The 24577-nt window shown below is 71.6% G+C and carries 16 protein-coding genes; 9 read left to right on the top strand and 7 right to left on the bottom strand.

What is annotated here, in order from left to right:
• The 3 genes from ACFVS9_RS25915 to ACFVS9_RS25925 form a co-directional block, all read right to left on the bottom strand.
• The coding region (locus tag ACFVS9_RS25915; RefSeq protein ID WP_389935893.1) for an aminotransferase class III-fold pyridoxal phosphate-dependent enzyme at positions 1 to 413 on the bottom strand (413 nt) is incomplete at its 3' end.
• Positions 414 to 422: 9 nt separating this feature from the next.
• Complete coding sequence (gene ectA / locus ACFVS9_RS25920) at positions 423 to 965, bottom strand: diaminobutyrate acetyltransferase (protein WP_383118590.1); 543 nt, start codon at positions 963 to 965, stop codon at positions 423 to 425.
• Between the two features lie 1171 nt (positions 966 to 2136).
• Positions 2137 to 2646: a DUF6584 family protein gene (locus ACFVS9_RS25925; RefSeq protein WP_389935896.1), complete on the bottom strand. Its 510-nt coding sequence runs from the start codon at positions 2644 to 2646 to the stop codon at positions 2137 to 2139.
• A gap of 1125 nt (positions 2647 to 3771) precedes the next feature.
• Between ACFVS9_RS25925 and ACFVS9_RS25930 the strand changes: the two genes are divergently transcribed.
• From ACFVS9_RS25930 to ACFVS9_RS25960, 7 genes are all read left to right on the top strand, one after another.
• Positions 3772 to 4725 carry a hypothetical protein gene (locus ACFVS9_RS25930; RefSeq protein ID WP_389935899.1) on the top strand — a complete coding sequence of 318 codons (954 nt, stop codon included), beginning with the start codon at positions 3772 to 3774 and terminating at the stop codon, positions 4723 to 4725.
• Positions 4726 to 4982: 257 nt separating this feature from the next.
• Positions 4983 to 5960 (top strand): sugar phosphate isomerase/epimerase family protein, encoded by a 978-nt coding sequence (locus tag ACFVS9_RS25935; RefSeq protein WP_383118593.1) that lies wholly within the window; start codon positions 4983 to 4985, stop codon positions 5958 to 5960.
• Positions 5961 to 6046: 86 nt separating this feature from the next.
• A complete protein-coding gene (locus tag ACFVS9_RS25940) occupies positions 6047 to 9346 on the top strand; it encodes a PQQ-dependent sugar dehydrogenase (protein WP_389935902.1) in 3300 nt (1099 codons plus the stop codon).
• 271 nt (positions 9347 to 9617) lie between these two features.
• Complete coding sequence (locus tag ACFVS9_RS25945; RefSeq protein WP_383118595.1) at positions 9618 to 10841, top strand: ROK family protein; 1224 nt, start codon at positions 9618 to 9620, stop codon at positions 10839 to 10841.
• 613 nt (positions 10842 to 11454) lie between these two features.
• Entirely contained in the window at positions 11455 to 12867 is a 1413-nt protein-coding gene (locus ACFVS9_RS25950; protein WP_383118596.1) for a family 2B encapsulin nanocompartment shell protein, read from the top strand.
• Between the two features lie 108 nt (positions 12868 to 12975).
• The gene (locus ACFVS9_RS25955; RefSeq protein ID WP_389935906.1) at positions 12976 to 14274 is read left to right on the top strand and encodes a family 2 encapsulin nanocompartment cargo protein terpene cyclase; all 1299 of its coding nucleotides are present in this window, start codon (positions 12976 to 12978) and stop codon (positions 14272 to 14274) included.
• 17 nt (positions 14275 to 14291) lie between these two features.
• The gene (locus ACFVS9_RS25960; RefSeq protein ID WP_383119055.1) at positions 14292 to 15179 is read left to right on the top strand and encodes a geranyl diphosphate 2-C-methyltransferase; all 888 of its coding nucleotides are present in this window, start codon (positions 14292 to 14294) and stop codon (positions 15177 to 15179) included.
• A 200-nt stretch (positions 15180 to 15379) separates the two neighbouring features.
• Here the strand turns inward: ACFVS9_RS25960 and ACFVS9_RS25965 are convergent, their stop codons facing one another.
• From ACFVS9_RS25965 to ACFVS9_RS25980, 4 genes are all read right to left on the bottom strand, one after another.
• Positions 15380 to 16129: a VOC family protein gene (locus tag ACFVS9_RS25965; RefSeq protein ID WP_389935909.1), complete on the bottom strand. Its 750-nt coding sequence runs from the start codon at positions 16127 to 16129 to the stop codon at positions 15380 to 15382.
• Between the two features lie 638 nt (positions 16130 to 16767).
• On the bottom strand, positions 16768 to 19011 hold the full coding sequence (locus ACFVS9_RS25970) for a PQQ-binding-like beta-propeller repeat protein (RefSeq protein WP_389935912.1): 2244 nt from the start codon (positions 19009 to 19011) through the stop codon (positions 16768 to 16770).
• Between the two features lie 410 nt (positions 19012 to 19421).
• Positions 19422 to 20603, bottom strand: a complete 1182-nt coding sequence (locus ACFVS9_RS25975) for a cytochrome P450 (protein WP_383116201.1) — start codon at positions 20601 to 20603, stop codon at positions 19422 to 19424.
• A 79-nt stretch (positions 20604 to 20682) separates the two neighbouring features.
• Positions 20683 to 21324, bottom strand: a complete 642-nt coding sequence (locus tag ACFVS9_RS25980) for a TIGR03086 family metal-binding protein (RefSeq protein ID WP_389935915.1) — start codon at positions 21322 to 21324, stop codon at positions 20683 to 20685.
• 925 nt (positions 21325 to 22249) lie between these two features.
• On the opposite strand from ACFVS9_RS25980, the gene ACFVS9_RS25985 reads away from it, so the two are divergent.
• Complete coding sequence (locus ACFVS9_RS25985) at positions 22250 to 23752, top strand: multicopper oxidase family protein (protein WP_389935918.1); 1503 nt, start codon at positions 22250 to 22252, stop codon at positions 23750 to 23752.
• Between the two features lie 32 nt (positions 23753 to 23784).
• Complete coding sequence (locus tag ACFVS9_RS25990; RefSeq protein WP_389935921.1) at positions 23785 to 24489, top strand: SRPBCC family protein; 705 nt, start codon at positions 23785 to 23787, stop codon at positions 24487 to 24489.
• The last annotated feature ends 88 nt before the right edge of the window (positions 24490 to 24577 follow it).

Here is a 24577-nt window from a genome sequence, read left to right on the forward strand (position 1 = left end):
ACGACCGACTCACGGCCCTTCACCTTGCGCGCCAGCTTCAGCGCCGACTCCACGGCGTTCGTGCCCGTCGGCCCCGGGAACATCACCTTGTACGGCAGGTCACGCGGACGCAGGATGACGTTCTCGAACGTCTCCAGGAACGCCCGCTTCGCCGTCGTGGCCATGTCCAGGCCATGCGTGATCCCGTCACGCTCGATGTAGTCGATCAGCGCGCGTTTCAGCACCGGGTTGTTGTGGCCGTAGTTCAGGGATCCGGCACCGGCGAAGAAGTCCAGGTACGAATGTCCGTCCTCGTCCGTGAGCCGGGCACCCAAGGCGTGGTCGAACACCACGGGCCAGCCGCGGCAGTAGCTCCGCACCTCCGACTCAAGGCTCTCGAAGACACTCAGGGCATGGGGGTTGGTCGTCTTCATGACACGCTCCTAGTGGCGAGCATCCGAGTGCTGGGCTCCGTACGACGGGACGGGAGATTGAGCCAGTGGCCCGATGCGGTAAAGGTGTTCGGACTCATGTGCGTCGGGGAAGAGCCGCGCGGGAAACAGCTCCTCCCGTTCCAGTGGCGCCCCGTGCCGCTCGGCGAAGGAGCGGAACAGCAGCTGTGACGCCTCGTTGTCGGCGCTGATCGTCGTTTCCAGACGCTGGAGGACGCCCCGGGACCGCAGACGGGCGGCCAGGTGGTCCAGCATGGCCCCGGCCAGACCACGACCGCGCTTCTCCTCGTCCACGGCGATCTGCCAGATGACGAGTGTGCCGGGCACCTCGGGGCGGATGTACCCGGTGACGAAGGCGACCGCCTTGCCCGTTTCGTCGCGGGCGACCACGGAGGTCGCCGCGAAGTCACGGCACCACAGCAGGTAGCTGTAGGAGGAATTCACATCGAGCACGCGGGAATCGCGTGCGATCCGCCACGCCGAGGCACCGTCCTCGATCGTGGGCTCTTCCAGCAGCTCCGCCGGCCTCACCATGGGTCCACACCTCCGTCTCACCTCAGTGCACAAGGCGGGAGTGTTCCCGCGTGAAGCGTGTGAAGCTTTTCAGGTCGAGCGCGAACCCAGGAATTCGTGAAGCCAATTCCTGGCCGGAAATACGACTTTCATAATGCGCATTACAGGACAACAGCCCGTCGGCCCACAGCATCAATTCATTGCCTCCGGAGCATTGCCCCGCATCATCGTAGACCAATTACCTTCCCCAGGCCACAGGAGAACTTTCGTCTGGATGTCGATCGGGAGTGGCAAGCGCGACAGCTATCACCAGAAACGACTACACCGATCACGGACGTTCAACGAGTTCCATTTACCGGCACACAGGGCCCCGACTTCGGACGGACGGCATCCATCACACCACCAGGAACAGTAAGCTTTTCATTGCGGAAAAGACGCCGATCGGGTGATCTCCCACCCAAAACCCGGACGTCAGCCCGCTTTCGAAAATTAGCCCAATGGGCGCATCGACTTGCGACGGACCTCCCTCTGTGGCCACACAGCCATCACAAGGAATAACAATGTTAAGCATCAAGAGGGCCGGAATGAGAGTGAATACCGAACCGCACCACCAGAAGCCGTAAATGCACAGAACGCGTGTATTTACACAAACAGCAGGAAAAGCCGCTCCATCGCGGTCCCTCTTCCCGATGCGACGCGTACGGCAGGCCGCCCCGCCCCGGGGAAGCGGCACGAAGCGCGCACCCGGGACCGGGCGGCCGCGGCACTCCAGCCGCTGGTCACGCTCGTGTTCAGGGGCGTTGCTGACCGACACCCCGTGAGGCCTGCCCGCCGGCACGCGGCAGCCCGCCGTGCCGGTCGGTACGGCGGGCGGAGGAGCTCCGGCGCCCGCACGCCTCGGACGGGGAAGCCCGTGATCTCTCGCGGGTCACCGGGACCATCAGCCGGAGCACCCCTTCCGGATCCGGCCGGCAAGTCCCCGTCCGGGCGCTTCCGCGTGCAGCGCGACCACCCCGGTCAGAAGGTCGATGCGCTCGGCGGATGGCGCGTACGTTCCCTGGCCGGCCGGTGCGCGCCACGAGGAGCGTGCCGCACGGACCTGTCGGCCCACGCGGTGATCCACGGCCGGATCCCGGACCGCCCCGGCCGCACCCCGAGCGGCAGCCCCGCCCGCAGGCCCCGGTGTCCCGCGTCAGCCGAGGAGGGCGACGAGTCCGTTCACCCAGATCGCGACGCACACCAAGGCGGCCACCAGGCATCCGGCCCCGGCGAGGAACCCGGTGAAGGAGCCGTGCCGCCGGCCGTCCTCCCTCTCGTCGGACGGCACCGTGTCCCAGTCGACGGGGCGTCCCAGGGCCTCGGAACAAGCCCTGCGCACCGCAGCCAGTTGCTCCCCGGCGAAGGCTGTCCGGGCAAGGGACTCATGCCCCTTCCAGGCAAGTGCCCGCATACGCTGCCGAGCCGTGCGGTACCTCGCCTCGAAGGCGGAGGTCTCACCCGCGTCCCTGTCCTGTTCGAGATACATCCAGCGGCCCGCCTCCGCGGGCTCTCCGTACAGCCGGTACACCTCGGCCAGGCGCCGGCGAAGCATCAGGTCGTCCGGGTAGGACGACACCAGCCCACGCAGACGCTGGCGCGCGACGGGTACCCGGCCGTTGGCCAGGTCCGCGTCGACCCGGGCAAGGGTGTCTTTCAGAGGCATGGACGCATGATCGGGCACCGCACCGCCGTGCGTCGACGGGGTTTCCTCGCCGCGCAGAGCGCCCGCTCCCCCGCAGCTGCCCACGTGACCGTCCGACCGGTCCGCCGCACGCTCGGTGGCGGGACACCCTCGGACACCCACCGCGCAAGGCGGGGCCGCCCGTTCTGCTGGCCGCGCCCCGGCAGTGACAGGCCGCGAGCGGCACGACCGGATCGGCAGCCGCCGCCGATCGCGCTCCCCGGCGTTCCTCACCGGCATCCGGCGGGGCGCGCGGGCCGGGCGCCGACGGCCGCCCCGGGAGGCGTCGTTCCGGGCCGCGTCCGGCCATCGGCCCGCTGCCTCCTTCCAGCCCCTGTCGCAGGTCCGACGCATCCGGGCCGCGTCGCCGTTTCCGTCCTGGCGGAGAGGACGCGCACGGATGGGTTCCCCGCCTTCCCGAGTGGGAACGCCGGAACGACCCCTGGGGTGGCGGGCCTACCCTCACGCACCGGCGGCCTCCGCGACCGCGCGACAGCCCCGGTCGCGGCGTACGGACCCGCGCCCGACCTGTGCCGCACAGCGGCTCACCGCGTCCTGTCCCCTTGTCCGAGGGCTTCCGTCCGCACCTCCGGACGGCCGACTCGGCCCCGCGCCGCACCCGTGCGTACCTCAATCGGCCGGCCCGGCGCCGCACCACGGACCCGCGGGCGTCGTCTGCGGCCGGGGTCCCGCGCGGCTTCACGAACAGGAACACCCGCACACCGTGCCGCCGGCGCTCGGGGTCCCCGGATGGCCCGACCAGTCTTTTCACCGGCTCCGCACACCTTTTGATGAATCATCAGAAAGTTTAAGAGATTCGCACCGAACCTCTGGACAGTCCCACGCGCGGCGTCCTAATCTCTCGGCCCACCGAGACATGCGTTTCGTCCAGGTAACACCGCAGCCCACGGACGTTCCCCCGAACGCCCCTCACCTCACGAGTCTTTCCACGTCTCTCCCCCCACGGCCGGGCAACCGCCCGTCACGAGGCACCGGGCGACCGCCGCTCCCAGCGGTCGTCGCTCACGCACCGTTTCAGCCCCCTCGACACAGGGGAAACCGGCCGGGTCACCGACTCTGCCGCGACCGCAGCGGAAGGGAAGCGACATGAAGATTCTTACGCTCATCGCCACGGCCTCACTGGTGGCGACCGGGAGCCTGGTGGCCTTCACCGGATCCGCCCAGGCGGCGCTCTACACCACCTGCGTCGGTGACGGCGGGGCCGTGACCGTCACCAACGACCTGGTCGTTCCGGCCGGGAAGTCGTGCACCCTCACCGGCACCAAGGTCAAGGGCACGGTGACGGTCGAGGCGGGTGCCGACCTCGTGGCCGCGGGTGCCACCTTCAACGGGACGGTCACCGTGGGCGAGAACGCCTATCTCGACCTCACCGACACCACCGTCAAGGGCGCCCTCACCACCACCTCCGCCTTCGGCGCGCACGTGGAGAAGAGCACCCTCAAGGCGGTCGACGCCACCGAGGGGTTCGTCTACGTGGTCGACTCCACGCTCGGCGGGGCGGTCAGCAGCAAGGCGGGCGAGCTGTACGTCACGGGCAGCACCCTCAACAGTTCGCTGACGGGTGAGAACAACCAGTACAGCGACGTGTACGACTCCACCGTCAAGGGCGCGCTGACGGTCGGCGGGAACACCCTCGGCGGCGTGTTCTGCGCCAGCGAGGTGTACGGCGCCGCGACGTACACCGGCAACGCCGACACCCTCCAGATCGGCGGCGAGGGCCTGCTCGGATCCTGTGCGGGCGCCTCCTACTTCGGCGGCAACCTCGCGGTCACCGACAACACGGCCAAGTCCGTGCTCGACAACGCGATCGTGCGCGGCGGGCTCACCGCGACCGGCAACAACCCCGTCCTGGCCGTGGGCGAGCTGGCACGTGTCCGCGGCGGCGTCACCGGGGAGACCGCCGCGGCCGGCGCGTCGGCCGCCCGCTCCGCGAAGAAGGCCGCACCGCAGGACCGTGGGGCGGACCTGGCCGAGAAGGCGGCCGCCCGCGCCGCCGAGGCGAAGGCCGACGCCCACGGGGCGGGCCCGTCCCGCCTCTGACACCGCACGGCATCTCCAACGGCGCACGCGACACCGGCGGGCGGTGACGGCGGCCACCCCCCGTCGCCGTACCCCCGCCCCTCCGTGGAGCACGGAGGTTCGCCCAGCCGTCCGGCCGGTCCGCACACCGGCCGCCCCTGCCCGTACAGCCGCGTTCCACCGCCCGTGGGAACGCCGTCGCGGGGCGCACCGCCGAGCAGCGGCCCGGCCGCACGCCCCGATCCGTACCCCCTTCTCCCCTTTCCCCAGGAGTGACCGTGAGTCATATCCGCAAGTCCTTCGACCGCAGGGCGTTCCTGCGCGCCACCGCCGGTACCACCGTGGCCGTCGCCGCCGCCTCCGTCGCCGGGGCCGCCCTGAGCCCCGCGGCCGCGGCGGCGTCCGCGCCGAGCAATCTGTCCATCCCCAAGGACCGCATCGGCATCCAGCTCTACAGCATCCGGGACAAGGTCAGCGCGCTCGGCTTCGGCGTCGTCCTCCCCGAGCTGGCCCGGATCGGCTACAAGGAGATCGAGTTCGCCGGATACACCCAGTCGACCTCCATCCTGGGCCGGCAGATCACTCTCCCGGAGATCCGCACCCTGCTCGACGACAACGGACTGCGCGCCGTCGGCAGCCACGTCGGCATCGGCAATCTGCGCACCAACCTCCAGGCGGAGCTGGACGCCGCGCAGATCCTGGGGATGCCGCACGTGGGCACCGCCAACGCGCCCTCCAACCTGAACACGGTCGCGGGCTACCGCGCCGCCGCCGACGAGTTCAACGTGTGGGGTGCCGCGGCGACCGCACGCGGCCTGAAGCTCTACCAGCACAACCACGCGGGCGAGTTCGCGTTCGCCACGGACCAGCCGTCGGTCCGGCTGTACGACGTGTTCCTCAAGAACACCGATCCGCGCCACGTCTATCTGGAGCTGGACATCTACTGGGCGTACGTGGGCCAGTACCGCTGGCCCGGATTCGACCCCGCCGCGTATGTGCGCAACCAGCCCTACCGCTACCCGCTGTTCCACATGAAGGACGGGGACGCCAACGCGGCGAACGCGAACGGCTTCGACATAGTCGAGTTCGGTGCCGGTGACCTCCCGTACGAGAGGTTCGTCCGCGACATCGGGTCACGCGCCTCCCACGTGGGCATCTGGGAGCAGGACACGGCGCCCAACACCCTTCCCAATCCCCCCGGTTCGCTCGGTGCGGCGGAGCGCAGCTTCACCGCGATCAAGGGGCTCCTCGGCTGAGAGGGCCTCGCAGAAGGGAGGCGCCTCCGCGCGGCGGCGCCTCCGTGTCCGCTCCTTTCCGCCAGCGATCGAGGAGACGCATCACCGTGCACCGCACCCTGAGACGCCTGATCACAGGGGCCCTGCTCGTGGCACTGCCCGCGATGGGCGGTGTGGCCGTCGCGCCCGCCGCCCAGGCGCACCCGGGCCACGAACACGCCCTGGACTGGTCGAACTACGAGAAGGTCACCCTGACCAAGGACACCGGCGAGCCGATCGACCTCGCCGTGCTGCCCGACAACCGCGTCCTGCACACCGCCCGCAACGGCGACGTACGGCTCACCGACCCCGGCTCGGGTGTCACGAAGGTCGTGAACCACGTCGACGTCTACCAGAACTCCGAGATGGGGTTGCAGACGGTCACGCTCGACCCGGACTTCGCCACCAACCAGTGGGTCTACCTCTACTACTCGCCGCCGCTGAACACCCCGGCCGGCTCCGCACCGCTCCAACTGCCCGCCGGGCAGGACGACTCGTACTGGAAGCAGTGGGAGGGCTACGACACCCTGACCCGCTTCAAGTGGACCGGCGACAAGCTCGACCTCTCCACCGCGCAGGAGATCATCCGGGTCGACGTGAACCGTGGCCAGTGCTGCCACGTCGCCGGTGACGTGGACTTCGACGGGGAGGGCAACCTCTACCTCGCGACGGGCGGCAACACGCCCGCGTCGGGGCCGAACGTCAACGGCTACACGCCGATCAACGACGCGCCCGGCTACAACCCGGGGCTCGACGAGCGCCGCGGCGCGGGCAACACCAACGACCTGCGGGGCAAGATCCTGCGGATCGACGTCCAGGAGGACGGCAGTTACACGATCCCGGAGGGGAACCTCTTCGAACCGGGGACGGCCAGAACCCGTCCCGAGATCTTCGTGATGGGGCTGCGCAACCCCTTCCGGCTGGCGGTGGACCGCGAGACCGACGCGGTGATGTGGGGCGACTACGGTCCCGACGCCGGCACCGCCGACCCCAACCGCGGGCCGATGGGGTACGTCGAGTGGCAGACCACGACCAAGCCCATGAACAGCGGGTGGCCGTTCTGCACGGGGGACAACAGTGACCCCTACCGGGACTTCGACTTCGCCACCCTCACGCCCGGCCCGGCCTTCGACTGCGCGGCACCGGTCAACGACTCCCGCTGGAACACCGGCCTGACGGAGCTGCCCGCGTCGGTGCCCGCCACGCTCTGGTACGGCGACCGGGACACCGACCAGCCGTGGCCCGAGCTGACGGCCTTCCGCGGACCCGGCGGCCCCGGCGGCCAGGCCCCCATGGCCGGACCGGTCTACCACTACGACGCGGACAACCCCTCCCCGGGCAAGTTCCCCGAGTACTGGGACGGCAAGGCGTTCTTCGGGGAGTTCTCCCAGGACTACGTCGCGGCGTTCACGCTCGACGGGCCGGACGGCCCCGTGAGCAAGCTGGAGAACGTCCTGCCCAACAGCGAGCGTTCGCAGAACGGCATCCCGCCGTGGGACAACCCGATGGACCTGGAGTTCGGCCCGGACGGCGCGCTCTACGTCCTCGACTACGGCGACGGCTTCTTCCGCCAGAACCCCGACGCCGGCCTCTACCGGATCGACTACGCCGAGGGCAACAAGGCGCCGACCGCGGTGATCAAGGCCGACAGGACGTCCGGTCAGGCCCCGCTGGTGGTCTCGTTCGACGCGACGGGTTCCAGTGACCCGGAGAACGGTGACCTCACCTACCAGTGGGACCTCGACGGCGACGGCACCTTCGACGCCACCGGGCCCACGGCCACCCGTACGTACCCGGACAACGGGCAGTTCCAGGCCCGGCTCAAGGTCACCGACCCCCAGGGCAAGTCCGGCCTGTCGAGCCGTCAGATCACCGTGGGCAACACGGCGCCGACGGTGCGGATCACCTCGCCGCCCGACGGCGGGTTCTTCAACTGGGGCGACGCCGTGCCGTACGGCATCTCCGTCGAGGACCCCGAGGACGGCAGCACGCCGGACTGCGCCAAGGCCGCCTGGACCTTCGGGCTCGGGCACAACCAGCACGGGCACCCGGTCAACAGCGGCACCGGCTGCTCGGGCGGCGTCGTGACCCCGACCGACGCGGGGCACGGGGACACCGAGAACGTCTTCGGCGTACTCGGGATCACCTACACGGACAAGGGTGCGGGCGGCGTCCCGCCGGCCACCGGCGAGGCCCAGGTGGTCCTCAACCCGGCTCTCATGCAGGCCGAACACTACGACTCGGCGGAGGGGGTCACGATCACGGACGACACGACGGCGTCCGGACAGCGCAAGCTGACCTCCTTCGACGCCGGTGACTGGATCGCCTACGACCCGGTCTCGTTCGCGGGGATCACCGGCGTGAAGACCCGGGCCAACGGTGCCGGCACCCTGGCACTTCGCTGGGGCGCTGCCGACGCGGAGCCCTTCGCCACCGTCGCGGTCCCGGCCGGTGAGGGCTGGCAGACCGTCACCACCGGCCTGAAGAACGCGCCTTCGGGCAGCGGCGAGGTCTTCGTCACCAGCTCCGGCGGTGTCGAGCTGGACTCGCTGACCTTCCAGGGGCCGGGCGTCGCGGACAGGACCCCGCCCAAGGTCACGGCCACGCTCAACCCGCCCCGGCCCAACGGCGACGACGGCTGGTACACCAGCAACGTGTCGCTCACGGTCTCGGCGACCGACAACGGGACGGTGGCAAGCCGTCAGTACTCCGTGGACGGCGGAACCACCTGGCAGTCGGCCAACGCGGCCGTCACTCTCTCCAACGAGGGTGCCACGACCGTCCGTTACCGGGCGACCGACAACGGCGGCAACGTCTCCGAGGTGGGTTCACTCACCGTACGGATCGACCGCACGGGTCCCACGGTGGCCGTGAGCGGGTTCGACGCGGGCAGCGTCCACGGGGACTCCGGACGCCTGACACCGGTCTTCTCGGCGCAGGACGCGGTGTCCGGCGGTGCCACCGCCACAGCGACGCTGGACGGCAAGCCCGTCACCTCCGGGCAGGCGCTGGAGCTGTGGCGGCTGCCGCTCGGCAACCATGACCTGACGGTCAGGGCCCGCGACAGGGCGGGCAACACCACCACGAGGACGGTGTCCTTCACGACCCGCACCTCCTACGCGGACATCCGCGCGCTGATCACGCGGCTCCGGTCCGACGGCCTGATCACCGCGCAGGGCGAGCAGCGGCTGACCGTCCGGCTCTCGCAGGCCGAGGCGCACGCCGTCGCGGGCCGCACCGCGCAGGCGGCGGCCGTGCTGGAATCGTTCGCGGTCTCCGCCTCCGACACCGCCCTGGTGCCGGACGGTGCGGCCGGCGCCGCTCTGGCACGGAGCGCCCGGGCGCTGAAGGGAGGCGCCACCGGCTGACCCCGGACGAACGGAACTGCCCCGCTGTCACCGGCGGGGCAGTTCTGTGCCCGGGCCCGGTGACCGGACCCGTCTCCCGGCGGTGGTACCCGCCCGGGGAGTTCCGTCAACAGTGCCGCAACTTTCCGCGTTCTGTGAAAAAGTTACCGGGAGTCGCCCCCGCCCCGCAGCCCCCGGACACGGGCCCTGCCCGGCGGCGTGGTGCCCGGCCCCGTACCGCCCCACGACAACCGGCGAAAGCCGTCCTGGGGCATCCAGAGGAAGTGAGTCCGTGAACCTCCAGTACCGCGTGTTGAGTCTGCTGCGGGACAACGGCCCGCTGTCCCGCGCCCAGCTCGCGGACCGGCTGGAGGTTCCGCGCCCGCGGCTGCTCGGCGAACTCGACCGCATGGTCGCCGCCGGGCGGGTGGGCGAGGCGGGCCCCGCCGCCTCGCGCGGCGGGCGGCGCTCCACCCTCGTCCGGATCGATCCCGGGGTGCGGTTCGCCGCCGTCGATCTGGGCGCCAGTTCCATCGACATCGAGATCACCGACGGCGCCCTCGCACCGGTGGCCTCCTGCTCCGAGGCGGCGGACATCCGCTCCGGTCCGGTCGCCGTGCTCGGGCGTGTCAGCGAACTGCTGCGCTCCCTGGCCGAGCAGGGCCACTACACCCGGCTCGACGCCATCGGCATCGGACTGCCGGGGCCGGTGAGCTTCCGGGAGGGGGTACCCGTCTCGCCGCCGATCATGGTCGGGTGGAACCGGTTCCCGGTGCGCGACACCCTGGCCCGTGCCCACGGCTGCCCCGTCGTGGTCGACAACGACGTCAACGTCATGTCCCTCGGGGAGCAGCACAGCGGGGTCGCGCGGACCGTGGACCATCTGCTCTTCGTGAAGATCGGCAGTGGCATCGGTTCCGGCATGCAGCACCACGGCCGCATGTACCGGGGCGCGGAGGGGTGCGCCGGCGACATCGGACACGTCCAGGTCGAGGCCGAGGCCGGCGGGCCTCCCTGCTCCTGCGGGAACACCGGCTGCCTGGAGGCGTACTTCGGCGGGGTGGCGCTGTCCCGGGACGCCACGGAGGCCGCGAAGTCGGGCCGGTCGCCCGCCCTCGCCGAGCGGCTGGCCGAGCGGGGGGTCCTGACCGCCGTGGACGTGGCGGAGTGCGCCGACGGGGGCGACAGCACGAGCGTCACCCTGATCCGGGCCGGCGGCCACCGTGTCGGGCAGGTGCTCGCCACACTGGTCAGCTTCATGAACCCGTCCATGATCGTGATCGGCGGCGGCCTGACCGGTCTCGGCTATCCCCTGCTCGCCGAGATCCGCAGTGTCGTGTACAAGCGCTCGCTCCCCCTCGCCACCGGCAACCTGCCGATCGTGATGTCCGAACTCGGCCCACGGGCGGGGGTCGTGGGCGCGGCGCTCCTGGCGAGCGAACTCGCCTACGGCGAGCCGTCGGTGGCCGGGGACATGGAGGCCGGGGACGAGGGAGCCGGCGGGGCCGCCGGATAGGAGGACGGGCCGGGGCACCCTCACCCACCACGCCCTCACCGCCGGCCGGCCGTCACGGGGTGCGCCGGAGCCCGTCGCGCCCCGCCGGCAGCCGCAGTACGGGCAGCCGGCCCGCCTCCGGTGCCCGGAGCCGCACCACGTGAGGGAACAGCGCTCCGGCCGGGGCCTCGAATACCCTCCCCCGCCGACAACCGGCCGACCGGTGGTGACGCGTTTCCGCCGTAGGGGACCCGGCGCCGGCGCTCACGCGTCGGCCCTGCGGCGATGGCGGACGGCCCGCCTCCCCGGCGCGACAACCCGCTGGATCCTTGGCATCCGGCGCTCCCGCTCCGCTCGGAGCGACGATCGCGCACCGAGGGTGCCGAGCCGGTCACCCGTCGGGGCGCACCCCGGGGCACGGCTGAATCCAGCCGGTACCCCGACAAACATTCCGCGGCCGCGATCATCGTATCGAGTTAATGTCTGCGACTTCCCTTGGTCCAGCAGGCGACAGGGCCATTAGTGTTCTTCTCGATCTGGACGGGTTCCCGTTCAAATGCCCCTCTTTCTCCCGCTGTTGACCGATGGCGTTCCTTTTCGCGCGTCACCGCCCTGACCAAGGAAAGCGTGCCCGATGACTGTTGACCCGAGCCCGGATGTGCGCGTTGAGCTGCCCAGGCAGTCCAGCCTGGGCACAGCGGCTGCCCGCAACCTCGCCTCGACGACCAAGTCCGCCCCGCAGATGGAGGAGATCACCTCCCGCTGGCTGCTGCGCATGCTCCCCTGGGTGGAGACCAAGGGCGGGGCCTACCGGGTGAACCGCCGCCTCAGCTACACGGTCGGCGACGGGACGGTGGAGTTCATCCAGGACGGCGCCCACGTCCGGGTGATCCCCCGGGAGCTCGGTGAACTGGCCCTGCTGCGCGGCTTCGACGACGTGGAGGTGCTGACCGCCGTCGCCGACCGGTGCGTCCAGCGTGAGTTCCGCGCCGGCGAGACGCTGGTCGAGCGCGGAACGCCCGCGGACAAGCTCCACCTGATCGCACACGGCCGCATCAACCAGACGTCGGTCGGCGGTTACGGCGACGAGGTCGCCCTGGACGTGCTCGCCGACGGCGACCGGTTCGGCGAGAACGCCCTGCTGGACGGCGACGCCCTGTGGGAGTACACCGCGACGGCCGAGACCTCGGGCACCCTGCTCACCCTGTCCCGCTCCGACTTCGAGTCCGTGCTGGCCACGGCACCGGGACTCCGGGCCCACCTCGACGAGTTCTCGTCGCTCTCCGACCGCCGCCAGAACCACCGCGGTGAGGCGGAGATCGCGATGTCGGCCGGTCACCAGGGCGAGCACGAGCTGCCCGGCGCGTTCGTCGACTACGAGCTGAATCCGCGCGAGTACGAACTCTCCGTCGCCCAGACGATTCTGCGGATCCACACCAGGGTCGCCGACCTCTACAACGGGCCGATGAACCAGACCGAGGAGCAGCTCAGGCTCACCATCGAGGCGCTGCGCGAGCGCCAGGAGCACGAGCTCGTCAACAACCGGGAGTTCGGCCTGCTCCACAACGCCGACTTCAAGCAGCGCATCCAGACGCACTCCGGCCCGCCGACCCCGGACGACATGGACGAGCTGCTCTGCCGGCGCCGCGGAACCAAGTTCTTCCTCGCCCACCCGCGGACCATCGCCGCGATCGGACGTGAGTTCAACGCGCGTGGGATCTACCCGGACCACACGGACCTGGGGGGTCAGCAGGTCCCGGCCTGGCGCGGGGTCCCGATCCTCCCCTGCAACAAGATCCCCATCACGAAGGAGAAGACCAGCTCGATCCTCGCCATGCGTACGGGTGAGGAGAACCAGGGCGTCATCGGCCTGCACCAGACCGGACTGCCGGACGAGTACGAACCGGGCCTGTCGGTCCGCTTCATGGGACTCGACGAGAAGGCGATCACGTCCTACCTCGTCACCACCTACTACTCCGCCGCCATCCTCGTGCCGGACGCCGTCGGCGTGATGGAGAACGTGCAGATCGCCCGCTGGCCCAGGTAGCGGGCCCGCCCCGAAGGGCGTGGTGCGACACCCCGGAGCCCGCCGGGGCGGGTCGCCCGCGCCCCGGCGGGCTCCGGGACAGCCGCCCACCCCACCAAGGAGCCATGGATGACCGCGCCTGAGCTGCCACCGCCGCAGTCGAGCCTGCCGGAAGCCGCCGCCCACTTCGGGGCGCACGTACTCGCGACCGCCGCGGCCCGCGCCCGCGATATCGGCGCCGCCACCGGCGGTGTGCCCGGTGTCCCTTCCCTGCCCGCCCGCCCCGCCGCTCCTCCCACGCCCGCCGCCGGCACCCCGGCGGTCGGGGCGCCCGCACCGGGCACCGGTCCGGAGCACGTCCTGCGCGGGCCCACCGGGCTCGGCACGACGGACCTGCGGCTCATCCTGCGGCAGCGGACACCCGCGCCGCCGGAGCCGGCCGCGGCGGACGGCAGGCCGGTCCCCGGCCTGTACCACCACCCGGTGCCGGAGCCCGACCCCGTGCGGGTCGAGGAGGTCAGCCGGAGGATCAAGGCCTGGGCACTGGACGAGGTCTCCCTCTACCCGGACGACTGGGAGGAGGAGTTCGACGGGTTCTCCGTGGGCCGCTACATGGTCGGCTGCCATCCGGACGCGCCCAGCATCGACCACCTGATGCTCGCCACACGCCTGATGGTCGCCGAGAACGCGGTGGACGACTGCTACTGCGAGGACCACGGGGGCTCCCCCGTCGGGCTCGGCGAACGCCTCCTGCTCGCGCACACCGCCCTCGACCCCCTGCACACGACCCAGGAGTACGGGCCCGCGTGGGCGGAATCCCTCCACGCCGACGCGCCCCGGCGCGCCTACCGCTCCGCCATGGAGTACTTCGTCCGGGCGGCCAGCCCGTCCCAGGCGGACCGGCTCCGGCACGACATGGCCCGGCTGCACATAGGGTACCTCGCCGAAGCGGCCTGGGCCCAGCAGGACCACGTCCCGGAGGTGTGGGAGTACCTGGCGATGCGCCAGTTCAACAACTTCCGCCCGTGCCCGACCATCACGGACACCGTCGGCGGCTACGAACTGCCGGCGGACCTGCACGCCCAGGCCGCCATGCAGAAGGTCATCGCCCTCGCCGGGAACGCGACGACCATCGTGAACGACCTGTACTCGTACACCAAGGAACTCGACTCCCCCGGCCAGCACCTGAACCTGCCCGTCGTGATCGCCGAACGGGAGGGCCTCTCGGAACGGGACGCCTACCTGAAGTCGGTCGAGGTCCACAACGACCTCATGCACGCCTTCGAGAGCGAGGCCTCGGCCCTGGCCGAGGCCTGCCCCGCCCCGCACGTGCAGCGCTTCCTGCGGGGGGTCGCCGCGTGGGTCGACGGCAACCACCACTGGCACCGCACCAATACCTATCGCTACAGCCTGCCCGACTTCTGGTAAGAGAAATGGACTCATCTGTGACCGACACCGAACTCACCGCCGCCCCCGCCTCCACCGCCCTGCGCATCCCCCGCCCGGCGACGCCCTACCAGGGGGACATCGCACGCTACTGGGACGGTGAGGCCCGGCCCGTGAACCTGCGGCTCGGCGACGTCGACGGCCTCTACCACCACCACTACGGCATCGGTGACGTCGACCACTCCGCCCTCGGCGACCCCGAGGACGGCGCGAGTGAGAAGAAGCTGATCGCCGAGCTGCACCGACTGGAGTCGGCGCAGGCCGAATACCTCCTCGGACACCTCGGCGACATCAAGCGGGACCAGACCCTGGTGGACGCCGGCTGCGGCCGTGGCGGCTCGATGGTGATGGCGCACCAGCGCTTCGGCTGCAAGGTCGAGGGGGTCACCCTGTCGGCCAAGCAGGCCGACTTCGCCAACGGCCGGGCCCGTGAGCTCCACCTCCAGGACCACGTCCGCGCCCGCGTCTGCAACATGCTCGCCACGCCCTTCGAGACCGGTTCGGTCGCGGCCTCCTGGAACAACGAGTCGAGCATGTACGTCGACCTGGAGGACCTCTTCTCCGAGCACTCCCGCATGCTCAAGGTCGGCGGCCGCTACGTGACCATCACCGGCTGCTGGAACCCGCGGTACGGCCAGCCCTCGAAGTGGGTCTCGCAGATCAACGCGCACTTCGAGTGCAACATCCACTCCCGCCGTGAGTACCTGCGCGCCATGGCCGACAACCGCCTCGTGCCGCAGGCGGTCATCGACCTCACTCCGGACACCCTGCCCTACTGGGAGCTGCGGGCGACGTCCTCGCTGGTCACGGGGATCGAGGAGGCCTTCATCAACTCCTACAAGGACGGATCCTTCCAGTACGTCCTCATCGCGGCGGACCGCGTCTGACCCGCGGCTGACCCGCGGCTGACCCGCGGCTGACCCGCGGCTGACCCGCGGCTGACGCGGGGGCCCGCTCCTGGGGAGCGGGCCCCCGCGTAGCCCGTCGTACGGTCCCGGACGATCCGGGACCGCCGTCCGGTTCGCCCTCGGGGGCGGTGTTCCCGGTCTTCGCCGCGTGCTCGGATCAGGGCCTGTCCGGCGGCGGATCAGGAGCCGCCGGGCGCAACGTCCCCCAGGGGGCGCAGATCCAGGCCGGCGACCGAGGCCGAGGGCGGATCGCCCTCGGTGAGCAGCAGTGTGGTGAGCGCGTCGGCGGGGCCGGGCACGAAGTGCACCGCCCCGCCCGGCAGGGGCACCACGTTCCTCGATCCGTCGGCCGGGATGCCGATGAGGTCACCCAGCCATGCCGCGGAAACGGCGGGCCGGGGCGTCTCGATGACGAACCCGGCCAGGTCGTGCGGCCCGCGCGCGACCCGTCCCGCGCTGTACCGGTCGAGGATGGTCCGCCGGTCCGGGGTGTACGTGATGAAGAAGGGCGCCCAAGCGGGAGCGTCCTTCAGCACGGCCTCCGCGAACGACACCGGCGAGCCCTCACGGGCGAAGACGTGCACGTCCACCTCGTGCCCGGCGCTGCGGAGCCGCTGTGCGGTGGCGTCCACGTCCATCACGTGCACGGCGAAGTTCAGCGCGCCCCCGCCCGCGGCGAGCAGCGCGTCCACACGCGGCATCCAGCCGGTCATGGCGCGGCCGAAGGGCGAGTCGGCGAACTCGGCGCGGTCCACCACCGTGAGGATCTCCACATAGCGGGCGTCGAGCCGCCAGGCGCCGTTCCGGAATCCCCTGTACGGCGGGTTGGCGTGCGCCGGAAGGCCGGCCGCGGCATACGCCGCGGTGGCTGCGCCGACGTCGGGGACGCAGTGCAGAAGGTGGTCGAACTCCGCTGATTCAGAACGCATTTCACTTCCTGGAGAGATGCCGCGAGCAGGTGCCGTGCCACGGCCAGTCTGCCCTGCCACGGCCTCGGGATCAGGGGGAGTTCGGCATCCCGGCGGGCGGCGAAGTCCGGGGCGACGGGACCGGCAGGTGCGGATCGCCGTCCACGACAGGCGGTCCCACCGGAGGCAGACCCACCGCAGACGGACCCACGGCAAGTGCCCCGTCAAAGTGGGTGGTTCGTGGTGGGTGATCCTTGGTGGGTGATCCGGACGTGGCGACGGGTGACGGCTCCCGGACGGTCGCGAACCCGGCGACATTCACGAGGAGGAGTGCGTCCCGTGTCCGCCGACGTGGTCCGGCCGGGCGTGCGGACGGCATGCGGTGGGAAGGGCGGACGGCCGCTGCCGGGCCGACCGGTCCGGAGGTCCTCCGCGACGGGGATGAACAGCGGGGTGTCAGCCCCTGGCCCGGGGTGATCAGCAGGGCGCGGGGCCGATATCGCTCTTGACCGGCTCGGCCACGTTTCCTCGTACGCGGTCGGACGCGCTCCTCCCCGCCGCACCCCCGCGCAGGGTCGGCGGACGTCTCCGCCGGCGCACGCCCCGGGGTACCGCTGCTCCCCGTACACACGTGGGCCGGCCTCGTGGTACCGCCGGGCTCAGTCGGCCTTCGGCGGCTTCCGGGTGTCGAAGGCGAAGAGCGTGTTGTCGGCCGCCGCCACGATCGCCACTCGCCCGGCGACGGTCACGCGCGGGCTCGCACCCTGCTCGCCGGTCAGACCGTCGGCCTGCGGATCGGTTGTCCACAGGCGGGTGCCGTTCTTCGGTGCCAGGGCGACCACCCGGCCGGTGGCGGAGCTGAAGTACAGCGCACCGGTTCCCGCCACGGGCCCTGACGCGCCTTCCACGCCCGTCTGCCGGGACCACTTCTCCCGGCCGGTGGCGGGGTCGAGCGCCGTGACGCGACCGGTCTGCCCGCTCAGGTAGACGGTGCCGCCCGCCATGCCGGGCGTCCCCTCGTACGTCTTGGCCAGCGAGGAGTACGTGACCTCGCGCGAGGCCGGGTCGACCCGCGCCAGGCCGTCGTACCCGGCCAGGGCCGTTCCCTCCATGTGCGCCTGGAGGAGTACGAGCGTGCCGTCGGCGGAGCCCACCGGCACGGCGGGGCCGTCGACCGCGATGGCCTCGCCGAGTGTCCCCGAGGCACGGTCGACCGGGTAGAGGGCGGGGTGGCGCACCTCCAGGGCGTCCACCTCCGCGTCCGTCGCGCACATCGCGAGGAGCTGTGTGCCCACCAGGACGGGGGCGCACCGTTTGTCCGCGGGAAACGACGTCTTCCAGGCCACCTCACCGCTGTGCGCGTCCCGGGCCTCGAAACGGGAATTCGAGGCGTTGACCGTCACGACGGCGGAGCCGACCACGACCGCGTTCTGGCTCCTGCCCGCGACGGCCTGGGACTGGGCACCGGACGCCACGGACCACAGTTCGCGGCCGTTGTCCGCGTCGATGGCCACGACCTCCTCGGGAGGGCCCTGCGGGGCGTCCTGGTCGGCGAAGCGGTACCCGAGCACCGTGTCGTCGGTGGCGCCCACCAGGTGCATGCCCTGGACGGGGACGCCCGGGCTCTTCGCCGTCCACACCCGCGAGCCGTCGGTGGCGCTGATCCGGGTCGCGACGACACCGCCGCCCCCGCAGAACACCGCGTCGCCGCGTGCGACGCACCGCAGTTCGTCGGGGATGTCCGCGCGGCCGCCCGGCACGGTCTTCCGCCACGGCTCGAAGCCGGCCGGAAGGGCGACGCCCGGAGCCGCGACACTGTTGCCCTTGCCGTCGCCGCCGCTCCCCCCGAAGGGGCCCGCCTTCAGCACGGCGACTCCTCCGCCGATCGCGGCGACCGCGACCGCGGCCGCGAGCACGGGCCGCCACCGGCGGCGCAGACGGCGGCCGATCTGGGTACCGCTGCTCCCGGTCCCGGGTCCCGCCGCCGTACCGGCCGGGTCGGCCGGTACCGGGGTGGCCCGCATCGCGAAGTGGTGCTCGGTGATCACGTCGCGGGTGCGGCCCGTCCCGGTCGCGCTCGCTTCGGTCCCGCCGAGGTCGGCCGGCAGGTCCCTCAGGAGCACGAGGAGTTCGTCCGCCGAGGGGCGCCCCTCGGGCTCCTTGTCCAGACAGGGTTCGACGACCGCGCGCAGAGCCGACGGCACGGCGTCCAGCGACGGCTCCTCGTGCACCACCTGGTACGCGGTCATGTACGGGCTGTCCGCGTCGAAGGGCCCGTGGCCGGTCGCCGAGTACACCAGCAGCGTCCCCAGCGAGAAGACATCGGATCGCGGCCCCACACCGCGCGGTGCCTGCAACTGCTCGGGCGACATGAAGGGCGGTGTACCGATGACCTGCCCCGTCATCGTCAGCGTCTGCTGGTCCGCCGCGCGCGAGATGCCGAAGTCGATGACGCGCGGGCCCTCGGGCGAGAGCACCACGTTCGACGGCTTCAGGTCCCGGTGGACGACGCCCACCCGGTGGATGTCGCGCAACGCCTCCGCCAGCCCGACGGCGAGCCTCCGCAGCTCCGCACCGTTCAGCGGGCCTTCGGCCGCGATGCGCTGGGCGAGCGTCTGCCCTTCGATGTAGGTCGTCGCCATCCACGGCTGGTCGGCCTCGGGAGCGGCGTCGACCACGGCGGCGGTGAACGCGCCGCTCACCCGCCTCGCCGCCGCCACCTCCTGCCGGAAACGGATGCGGAACTCGTCGTCCCCCGCGAACTGCTGGTGGATGAGTTTGATCGCGACAGGACGCCCCGAGCTGGTGCGGGCCAGGAAGACCGTGCCCATGCCGCCCGAGCCGAGCCGGGCTTCCAGGGGATAGCCGCCGATCTCGGCTGGATCACCTCCGCGCAGCGACACTCTTCCCGACCTCCCGTCCCCCGTGCACCTCTGCCGCCACGGGCCCGCGTACCTGTCCTGCGTACCTGTCCTGCACACAAACTAGCCGCTGGACGGTACGGCGGGGCGAGGCGGGTGACGGACAGGGAGCCCAGAGGGCTTCCCTACCGCACGCGACGAAGATCCGTCAAAACGATCTGCCGCCGTTGACCGACGCTGAGTCCTGATCTTTTCGCTCCGTCGCGTGTTCGGTCGGCCGAACGCCCGACGGAGCGGCAGCACGAGAGGGGCGACGGCAAGGACGGCCCGCGCGTTCGCCCACCCCTCGGTGCCCCCGCCGGGACGGTCTCCCGGACCACTGCGCGCCCCGGAGCCGGCGGCTCAGGCACCGCATCCCGATGGGGGTCCTCCGGGATGCGGTGCCACACACGTCAGGTCGCGGGTTCGATCGCCACTTCCAGCTGGTCGAGTCCGCGCAATCCGTTGTTGATCATCGGCCGGTGGTCCAGTACGTCGAAGCCGGCGACCCGGTCGGCGAGCCTGTCCAGCAGCGCGCTCATCTCCAGTCTGGCGAGGTGCATCCCGACGCACACGTGCTCCCCTCGTCCGAAGGCGAGGTGGTCCGAAGGGCGGCGGGTGATGTCGAAGCGCGTCGGATCCGGGTAGTGGCGCTCGTCCCGGTTGGCGGAGGCGTAGAGCAGTGCGACCCGGGAACCGGCGGCCAGCCGGACTCCGCCGATCCCGTGGTCCTCGGTGAGCACCCGGGTGAACTGGGGCACCGGGGTCTCCACGCGCAGCGACTCGTTGATGGCGTGCGGGATCAACGAGCGGTCCGCGCGCAGCAGATCCCACTGGTCCGGGTTCCGGGCGAACAACGCGACCGCGTTGGTGATGGCGAGGATGGTCGTGTCCAGGCTGGGCGTGACGTAGTCGAGCATCATGACCGGACACTTGTCGCGCGGGATCTCGCCGCGGTCCGCGGCCTGGTAGAGCTGCGCGGCCCAGCCGTCGGGGTCGATCCTCCCCGGCACGGCGTCCTTCACGGCGAAGGCCATGAACTCCTCGACGGCCGGTCCCGCCGCGGCGGCCCGCTCGTCGGCGGGCCCCTGGGTGTTCCAGATGGCGGCGGCCCACTCCAGCATCTTCTCCCGTCCGTGGTCCGGGAGGCCGACCAGGTCCGAGACCACGGTCATGGGCAGGTACTCCGCCAGTTCGGTGACGACCTCGAACCGGCCCCGGCCGACGAGCCGTTCGACGACCCGCTCGGCCTCGGCCTCGATCCGCGGGCTCACCTCGCGCATCCGGTCGGGCCGCAGCGGCCGGCCCAGCACCGAGCGCATCGCCGTGTGCTCGGGCGGGTCGCTGCAGAGCGTGATCCCCTCCAGCTGGGCGTTCACGTCCGGATCCACGAACACCCCGCGCGCTGACGAGAACGTCTGCCAGTCCATCAGGGCGGCGCGCACCTCGTCGTAGCGGGGCAGCGCGTAGAGGTCGTAGCGGGAGAGGTACACCACCGGTCCGAGCTCCCGTAACTCGGCGTAGATGGCGTACGGGTCGATGCGCGCCGCCTCCGTGTAGAGATCGACGTCGCTGGTGGGTATCGGGGACAACATGCCTCCAGAGGAGCGGTGGAGCGGACGCGGCGGTTCCCGGCGTGAACCGGTTCCGCGCGGAAGGGGAAGCGGGAAGGGCCTACGGGCCGTCGGGGCGGCCTGGTCGACCGCCCTCGGTTCGGGGCGTGGGTGCGGGCGTCCACGACGGTGACCGGCCCGCGAAGCCCAGCAACCGGTCCAGTGCCGGGGCGTCGGGGCGCACCGGCACCTCGGGGGCGAAGGGCATGCCCGGGCCGCCCCGGTACTCCGGCCGGACCCGGTCGGCGAGCAGCGCGTACGCGCGCTCCGAGGCGGCGGGGTCGGGCCGCCAGGCCTGACCGGTGGCGCGGGCGATGTCCCAGCCGTGCACCACCGTCTCGGCCACCAGCATGCTCAGCACCTGGCCGCCGGGGAACGTTCCGCCCAGGGCGGGCACCCGCACGGCAGCCGTTTCGACGCCGTCGGCCAGGGCTGCGCGCACGACCGCCGAGAGCTCCGTGATCGCCTCGACCAGGGCGTCGGCGTCGTCGGGGCCGGTCCAGGCCCGTGGATCCGGCCGCTCGTCGCCGTCGGGATCGGCCAGGACGACGGTGAAGTACCCGATCCCACCGCGCAGATGACGCCGCAGCGAGACCACGTCGAGACCGGCGCAGGGCGTCGGCGCGGGGTCCTGTCGCGGGGTCGTCGCGGCGATCACGCGTGCAAGGTCGTCCAGGACGGGCAGCACCGGATGAGAGGTCATCAGTTCCCTTTCACTCGTCGGGGCGGGACACGAGGTGCGGCAGGCCCCTGCGCCCCCTCCCGTGGCGGCGGGCCGAAGAGGCCCGGTGAGCCGGATGCGGACCGGCGGGTCCCCGGATCGGCACGGATACCGGGCCCGGGGTGTGCCGTCGGCGCGCCCGGGTGCCCCACGGAGGCGGGCCGTGGTGGCGCAGCCACTCGATGCGGGCCGATGCCGTCACCCCACTGACCGTCAGATCGCTTGTCCACAAGGCTGGTTCCCATGAAACCACCGCGTACTCGACAGCCGGGGCCGGCCTCGGGCCCACGACGGTGACGATGCGGGTGCGGCCAGGGCGAACAGCGTCCGGCACCGTGAGCCGCCCGCCGGGGGCCACGGGACACTCGGAGTGCGGGGCGGGCATGCCGGGGCTCCTCGGGAACGTACGGTCGGGGGACGGTCCGCCCGGGAGGGACCGCATGGGCCCACTCTCCCGTAGCCGCAGGGCTCTTCGCGTCGGTAGGAACTACGTACGTCTGCGTAGTCCGATCCGCTCCCCGGGCCCCGGGCCTCCGGCCGCCGTGCGGTTCGCCCGGGGCGCCGCGGGCCGGCCGGGACCACGGTGCCGAGCTGGGCGGGCTCCTGGTGAGTCCGCGGGGCCGGGTGAGTCAGCGGGGCCGGGTGAGTCCGCGGGGCCGGGTGCTCCCCCTCCGCCGCCTCGGCGAAGCCGGAGGCCGGACTCCCCGGGCCTCGCCTCCTTCGTGGGCGACAGCGTGCGGGCGCTGCCGGCGCGTCTGCCGCAGCCGGGTGTCCGTACGACGCGCGGGCGGCCTGACGCGCCATGCACCTGCCAGGCCGCCGTGGAACCGAGGGCCGACGACCGAGCGGCGGGACTACGCAATTTTCGCCGACGCGAAGAGGCCGTCCGGCGCGCGACGGTGTCCCCATGAAACGACGTACAGCGCTGAAGGCCCTCGGGTTCGGCGTCGGGGGCGCGGTGGTCCTCACCAGCGGTGGTTACGGCGCCTACTACGCCGCCGCGAAGCAGGACACGGCCGGGAGGATCGCCTTCGACAAGGCCCTGCCGGTCCCGCCGCTGGCGGAATCGGAGACCGACGCCTCCGGTGCCCGGGTCTTCGCGCTCGGCATCCGGTCGGGCACGACCCGGTTCAAGGCCGGACCGGCCACCCGCACCTGGGGCGTGAACGGCACGTATCTCGGGCCGACGATCCGCGCGCGGCGCGGAGAACGGGTCGCGTTCGCCGTGCGCAACGGCCTGGATCAGGACACCTCGCTCCACTGGCACGGGATGCACCTGCCGGCCGCCATGGACGGCGGACCGCACCAGGTCGTCCGGGCCGGAGAGACCTGGCGGCCGCGCTGGACGATCGACCAGCCCGCCGCGACGCTGTGGTACCACCCTCATGTGCACGGCTCGACCGCCGATCACATGTACCGGGGTCTCAGCGGTCTCTTCATCGTCGACGACGAGGGCGTCGAGGCGTCGAAGCTCCCCTCCCGGTACGGCGTCGACGGCCTGCCGATGATCGTCCAGGACCGGGCCTTCGACGGGGACAACCAGTTCGAGGAGCGGGTGCCACTGGGCGGCGCGCTGGGCGTGATAGGTGACGAGGTCCTCGTCAACGGCGCGATCGGCCCGTACGTCGACGTCACGACCGCGCTCGTACGGCTGCGGCTGCTCAACGCTTCCCACGCCCGCCTGTACCACTTCGGTTTCTCCGACGACCGGACGTTCTCGCTCGTCGCCACCGACGGTGGCCTGCTCGCCCGGCCGTGGAACACCGAGCGCCTGTACCTCTCGCCGGGCGAACGCGCCGAGATCGTGGTCGCCTTCGAGCCGGGCGAGCGGGTCGAACTGCGCTCCCACCCGTCCGAGTACGGCGGCACCCTCGGACGGCTCGACGGCTTCGACGACCGTCTCGACATCTGCCGGTTCCGCGCCGCGGCCACCCTGTCCGGCGGAACGGAGATCCCTTCCACGCTCGGTACCGCACCGGACCTCGCGGGCGAGAAGGCCGTGCGGGAACGTTCCTTCGTGCTCGCCTCGGACCGGATCAACGGCCGGGCGATGGCGATGGACCGTATCGACTTCGGAGTCCGTGAGGGCACGGTCGAGGTGTGGGACGTCGTCAACGACAACGGGTTCCCGCACAACTTCCACGTCCACGACGTGCGGTTCCAGGTGCTGACGGTCGACGGCGGGAAGCCGGACCCGCACCTGCGCGGCTGGAAGGACACCGTCCTGCTGGCGCAGGGCAAGCACTACCGGCTCGCGATGCGCTTCGGCGGACACACCGACCCGAACACCCCGTACATGTACCACTGCCACCTGCTGCAGCACGAAGACGCCGGAATGATGGGCCAGTTCGTCGTCCTGGGCGACGGCGAGAAGGTCGGAACCGTGCCGCGGACACACCACCACGCCTGACACCACCCCCACGAAGAGGAACAAGGATCTCCATGCACGTCTCCGCTTTCCCCCGCCGTTCCGCAAGGAAGGCCGCCGCTGTCGCCGCGGCCGCGGTTCTGGCGCTGGCACTCGGCGGTTGCGCCGACGACGGCTCCGGGGCCGGAGCCAGGAGCAGCCGGACCCCCACCGCCTCTGCCACCGCGTCCGGAGCGGGGTCGGCCGGGCAGCCGCGCGACAACCGGTGCGGCGGGAGGAGCACGGACCCGGGGGCGGCCATCACCCGCTCCTCCGACATCGACATCGACGCATCCGTCGCACGTGTGTGGGCCGTGCACACCGATGTCGGGAAGTGGAAGGACTGGCAGGACGCGGTCCTGACCGTCGAACGCCTCGACCCGGGCGCCTTCTCGTCCACCTCCCGGTTCAGGTGGACCACTCCCGTGCCGGAATCGGACTTCGCCCCGGCGGACACCCTGACGATCACGTCGGGCGTCACACACGCGGAGCCCGGCGCGTGCGTGATCTGGGAGGGCCCGGCGAAGGGCGAGGCGATCACCATCGACAGGGGAACGCATCTGTGGATCTTCACCGAGACCGACAAGGGGACCCGCGTACACACCCAGGAGTCCTGGGACGCGCCGCTGCTGGACTCGTTGCGAGGCGCTGACCGTGAAGCAGTCGCCGACATGCTCGGCGGAGGGCTGGACGTCTGGCTCCAGGCCCTGAAGAAGGAGGCCGAGACCACCGGTGGCTGACGGCCGTTCACCGGGCCTGCGGCCGGGTCGTCCCGCACGACGGACCGGAGCGCCGGTACCGTCCAGGACGGTCCCGACGCCGCCGGAC

Origin of the sequence: Streptomyces sp. NPDC058008, from assembly GCF_042886395.1 — a bacterium.
Lineage (GTDB): Bacteria > Actinomycetota > Actinomycetes > Streptomycetales > Streptomycetaceae > Streptomyces.

Excerpts from the sequence above, each read along its gene's own strand:
- ectA (WP_383118590.1), bottom strand. The coding sequence starts at position 965 with ATGGTGAGGCCGGCGGAGCTGCTGGAAGAGCCCACGATCGAGGACGGT.
- ACFVS9_RS25925 (WP_389935896.1), bottom strand. The coding sequence starts at position 2,646 with ATGCCTCTGAAAGACACCCTTGCCCGGGTCGACGCGGACCTGGCCAAC.
- ACFVS9_RS25930 (WP_389935899.1), top strand. The coding sequence starts at position 3,772 with ATGAAGATTCTTACGCTCATCGCCACGGCCTCACTGGTGGCGACCGGG.
- ACFVS9_RS25950 (WP_383118596.1), top strand. The coding sequence starts at position 11,455 with ATGACTGTTGACCCGAGCCCGGATGTGCGCGTTGAGCTGCCCAGGCAG.
- ACFVS9_RS25955 (WP_389935906.1), top strand. The coding sequence starts at position 12,976 with ATGACCGCGCCTGAGCTGCCACCGCCGCAGTCGAGCCTGCCGGAAGCC.
- ACFVS9_RS25965 (WP_389935909.1), bottom strand. The coding sequence starts at position 16,129 with ATGCGTTCTGAATCAGCGGAGTTCGACCACCTTCTGCACTGCGTCCCC.
- ACFVS9_RS25975 (WP_383116201.1), bottom strand. The coding sequence starts at position 20,603 with ATGTTGTCCCCGATACCCACCAGCGACGTCGATCTCTACACGGAGGCG.
- ACFVS9_RS25980 (WP_389935915.1), bottom strand. The coding sequence starts at position 21,324 with ATGACCTCTCATCCGGTGCTGCCCGTCCTGGACGACCTTGCACGCGTG.
- ACFVS9_RS25985 (WP_389935918.1), top strand. The coding sequence starts at position 22,250 with ATGAAACGACGTACAGCGCTGAAGGCCCTCGGGTTCGGCGTCGGGGGC.
- ACFVS9_RS25990 (WP_389935921.1), top strand. The coding sequence starts at position 23,785 with ATGCACGTCTCCGCTTTCCCCCGCCGTTCCGCAAGGAAGGCCGCCGCT.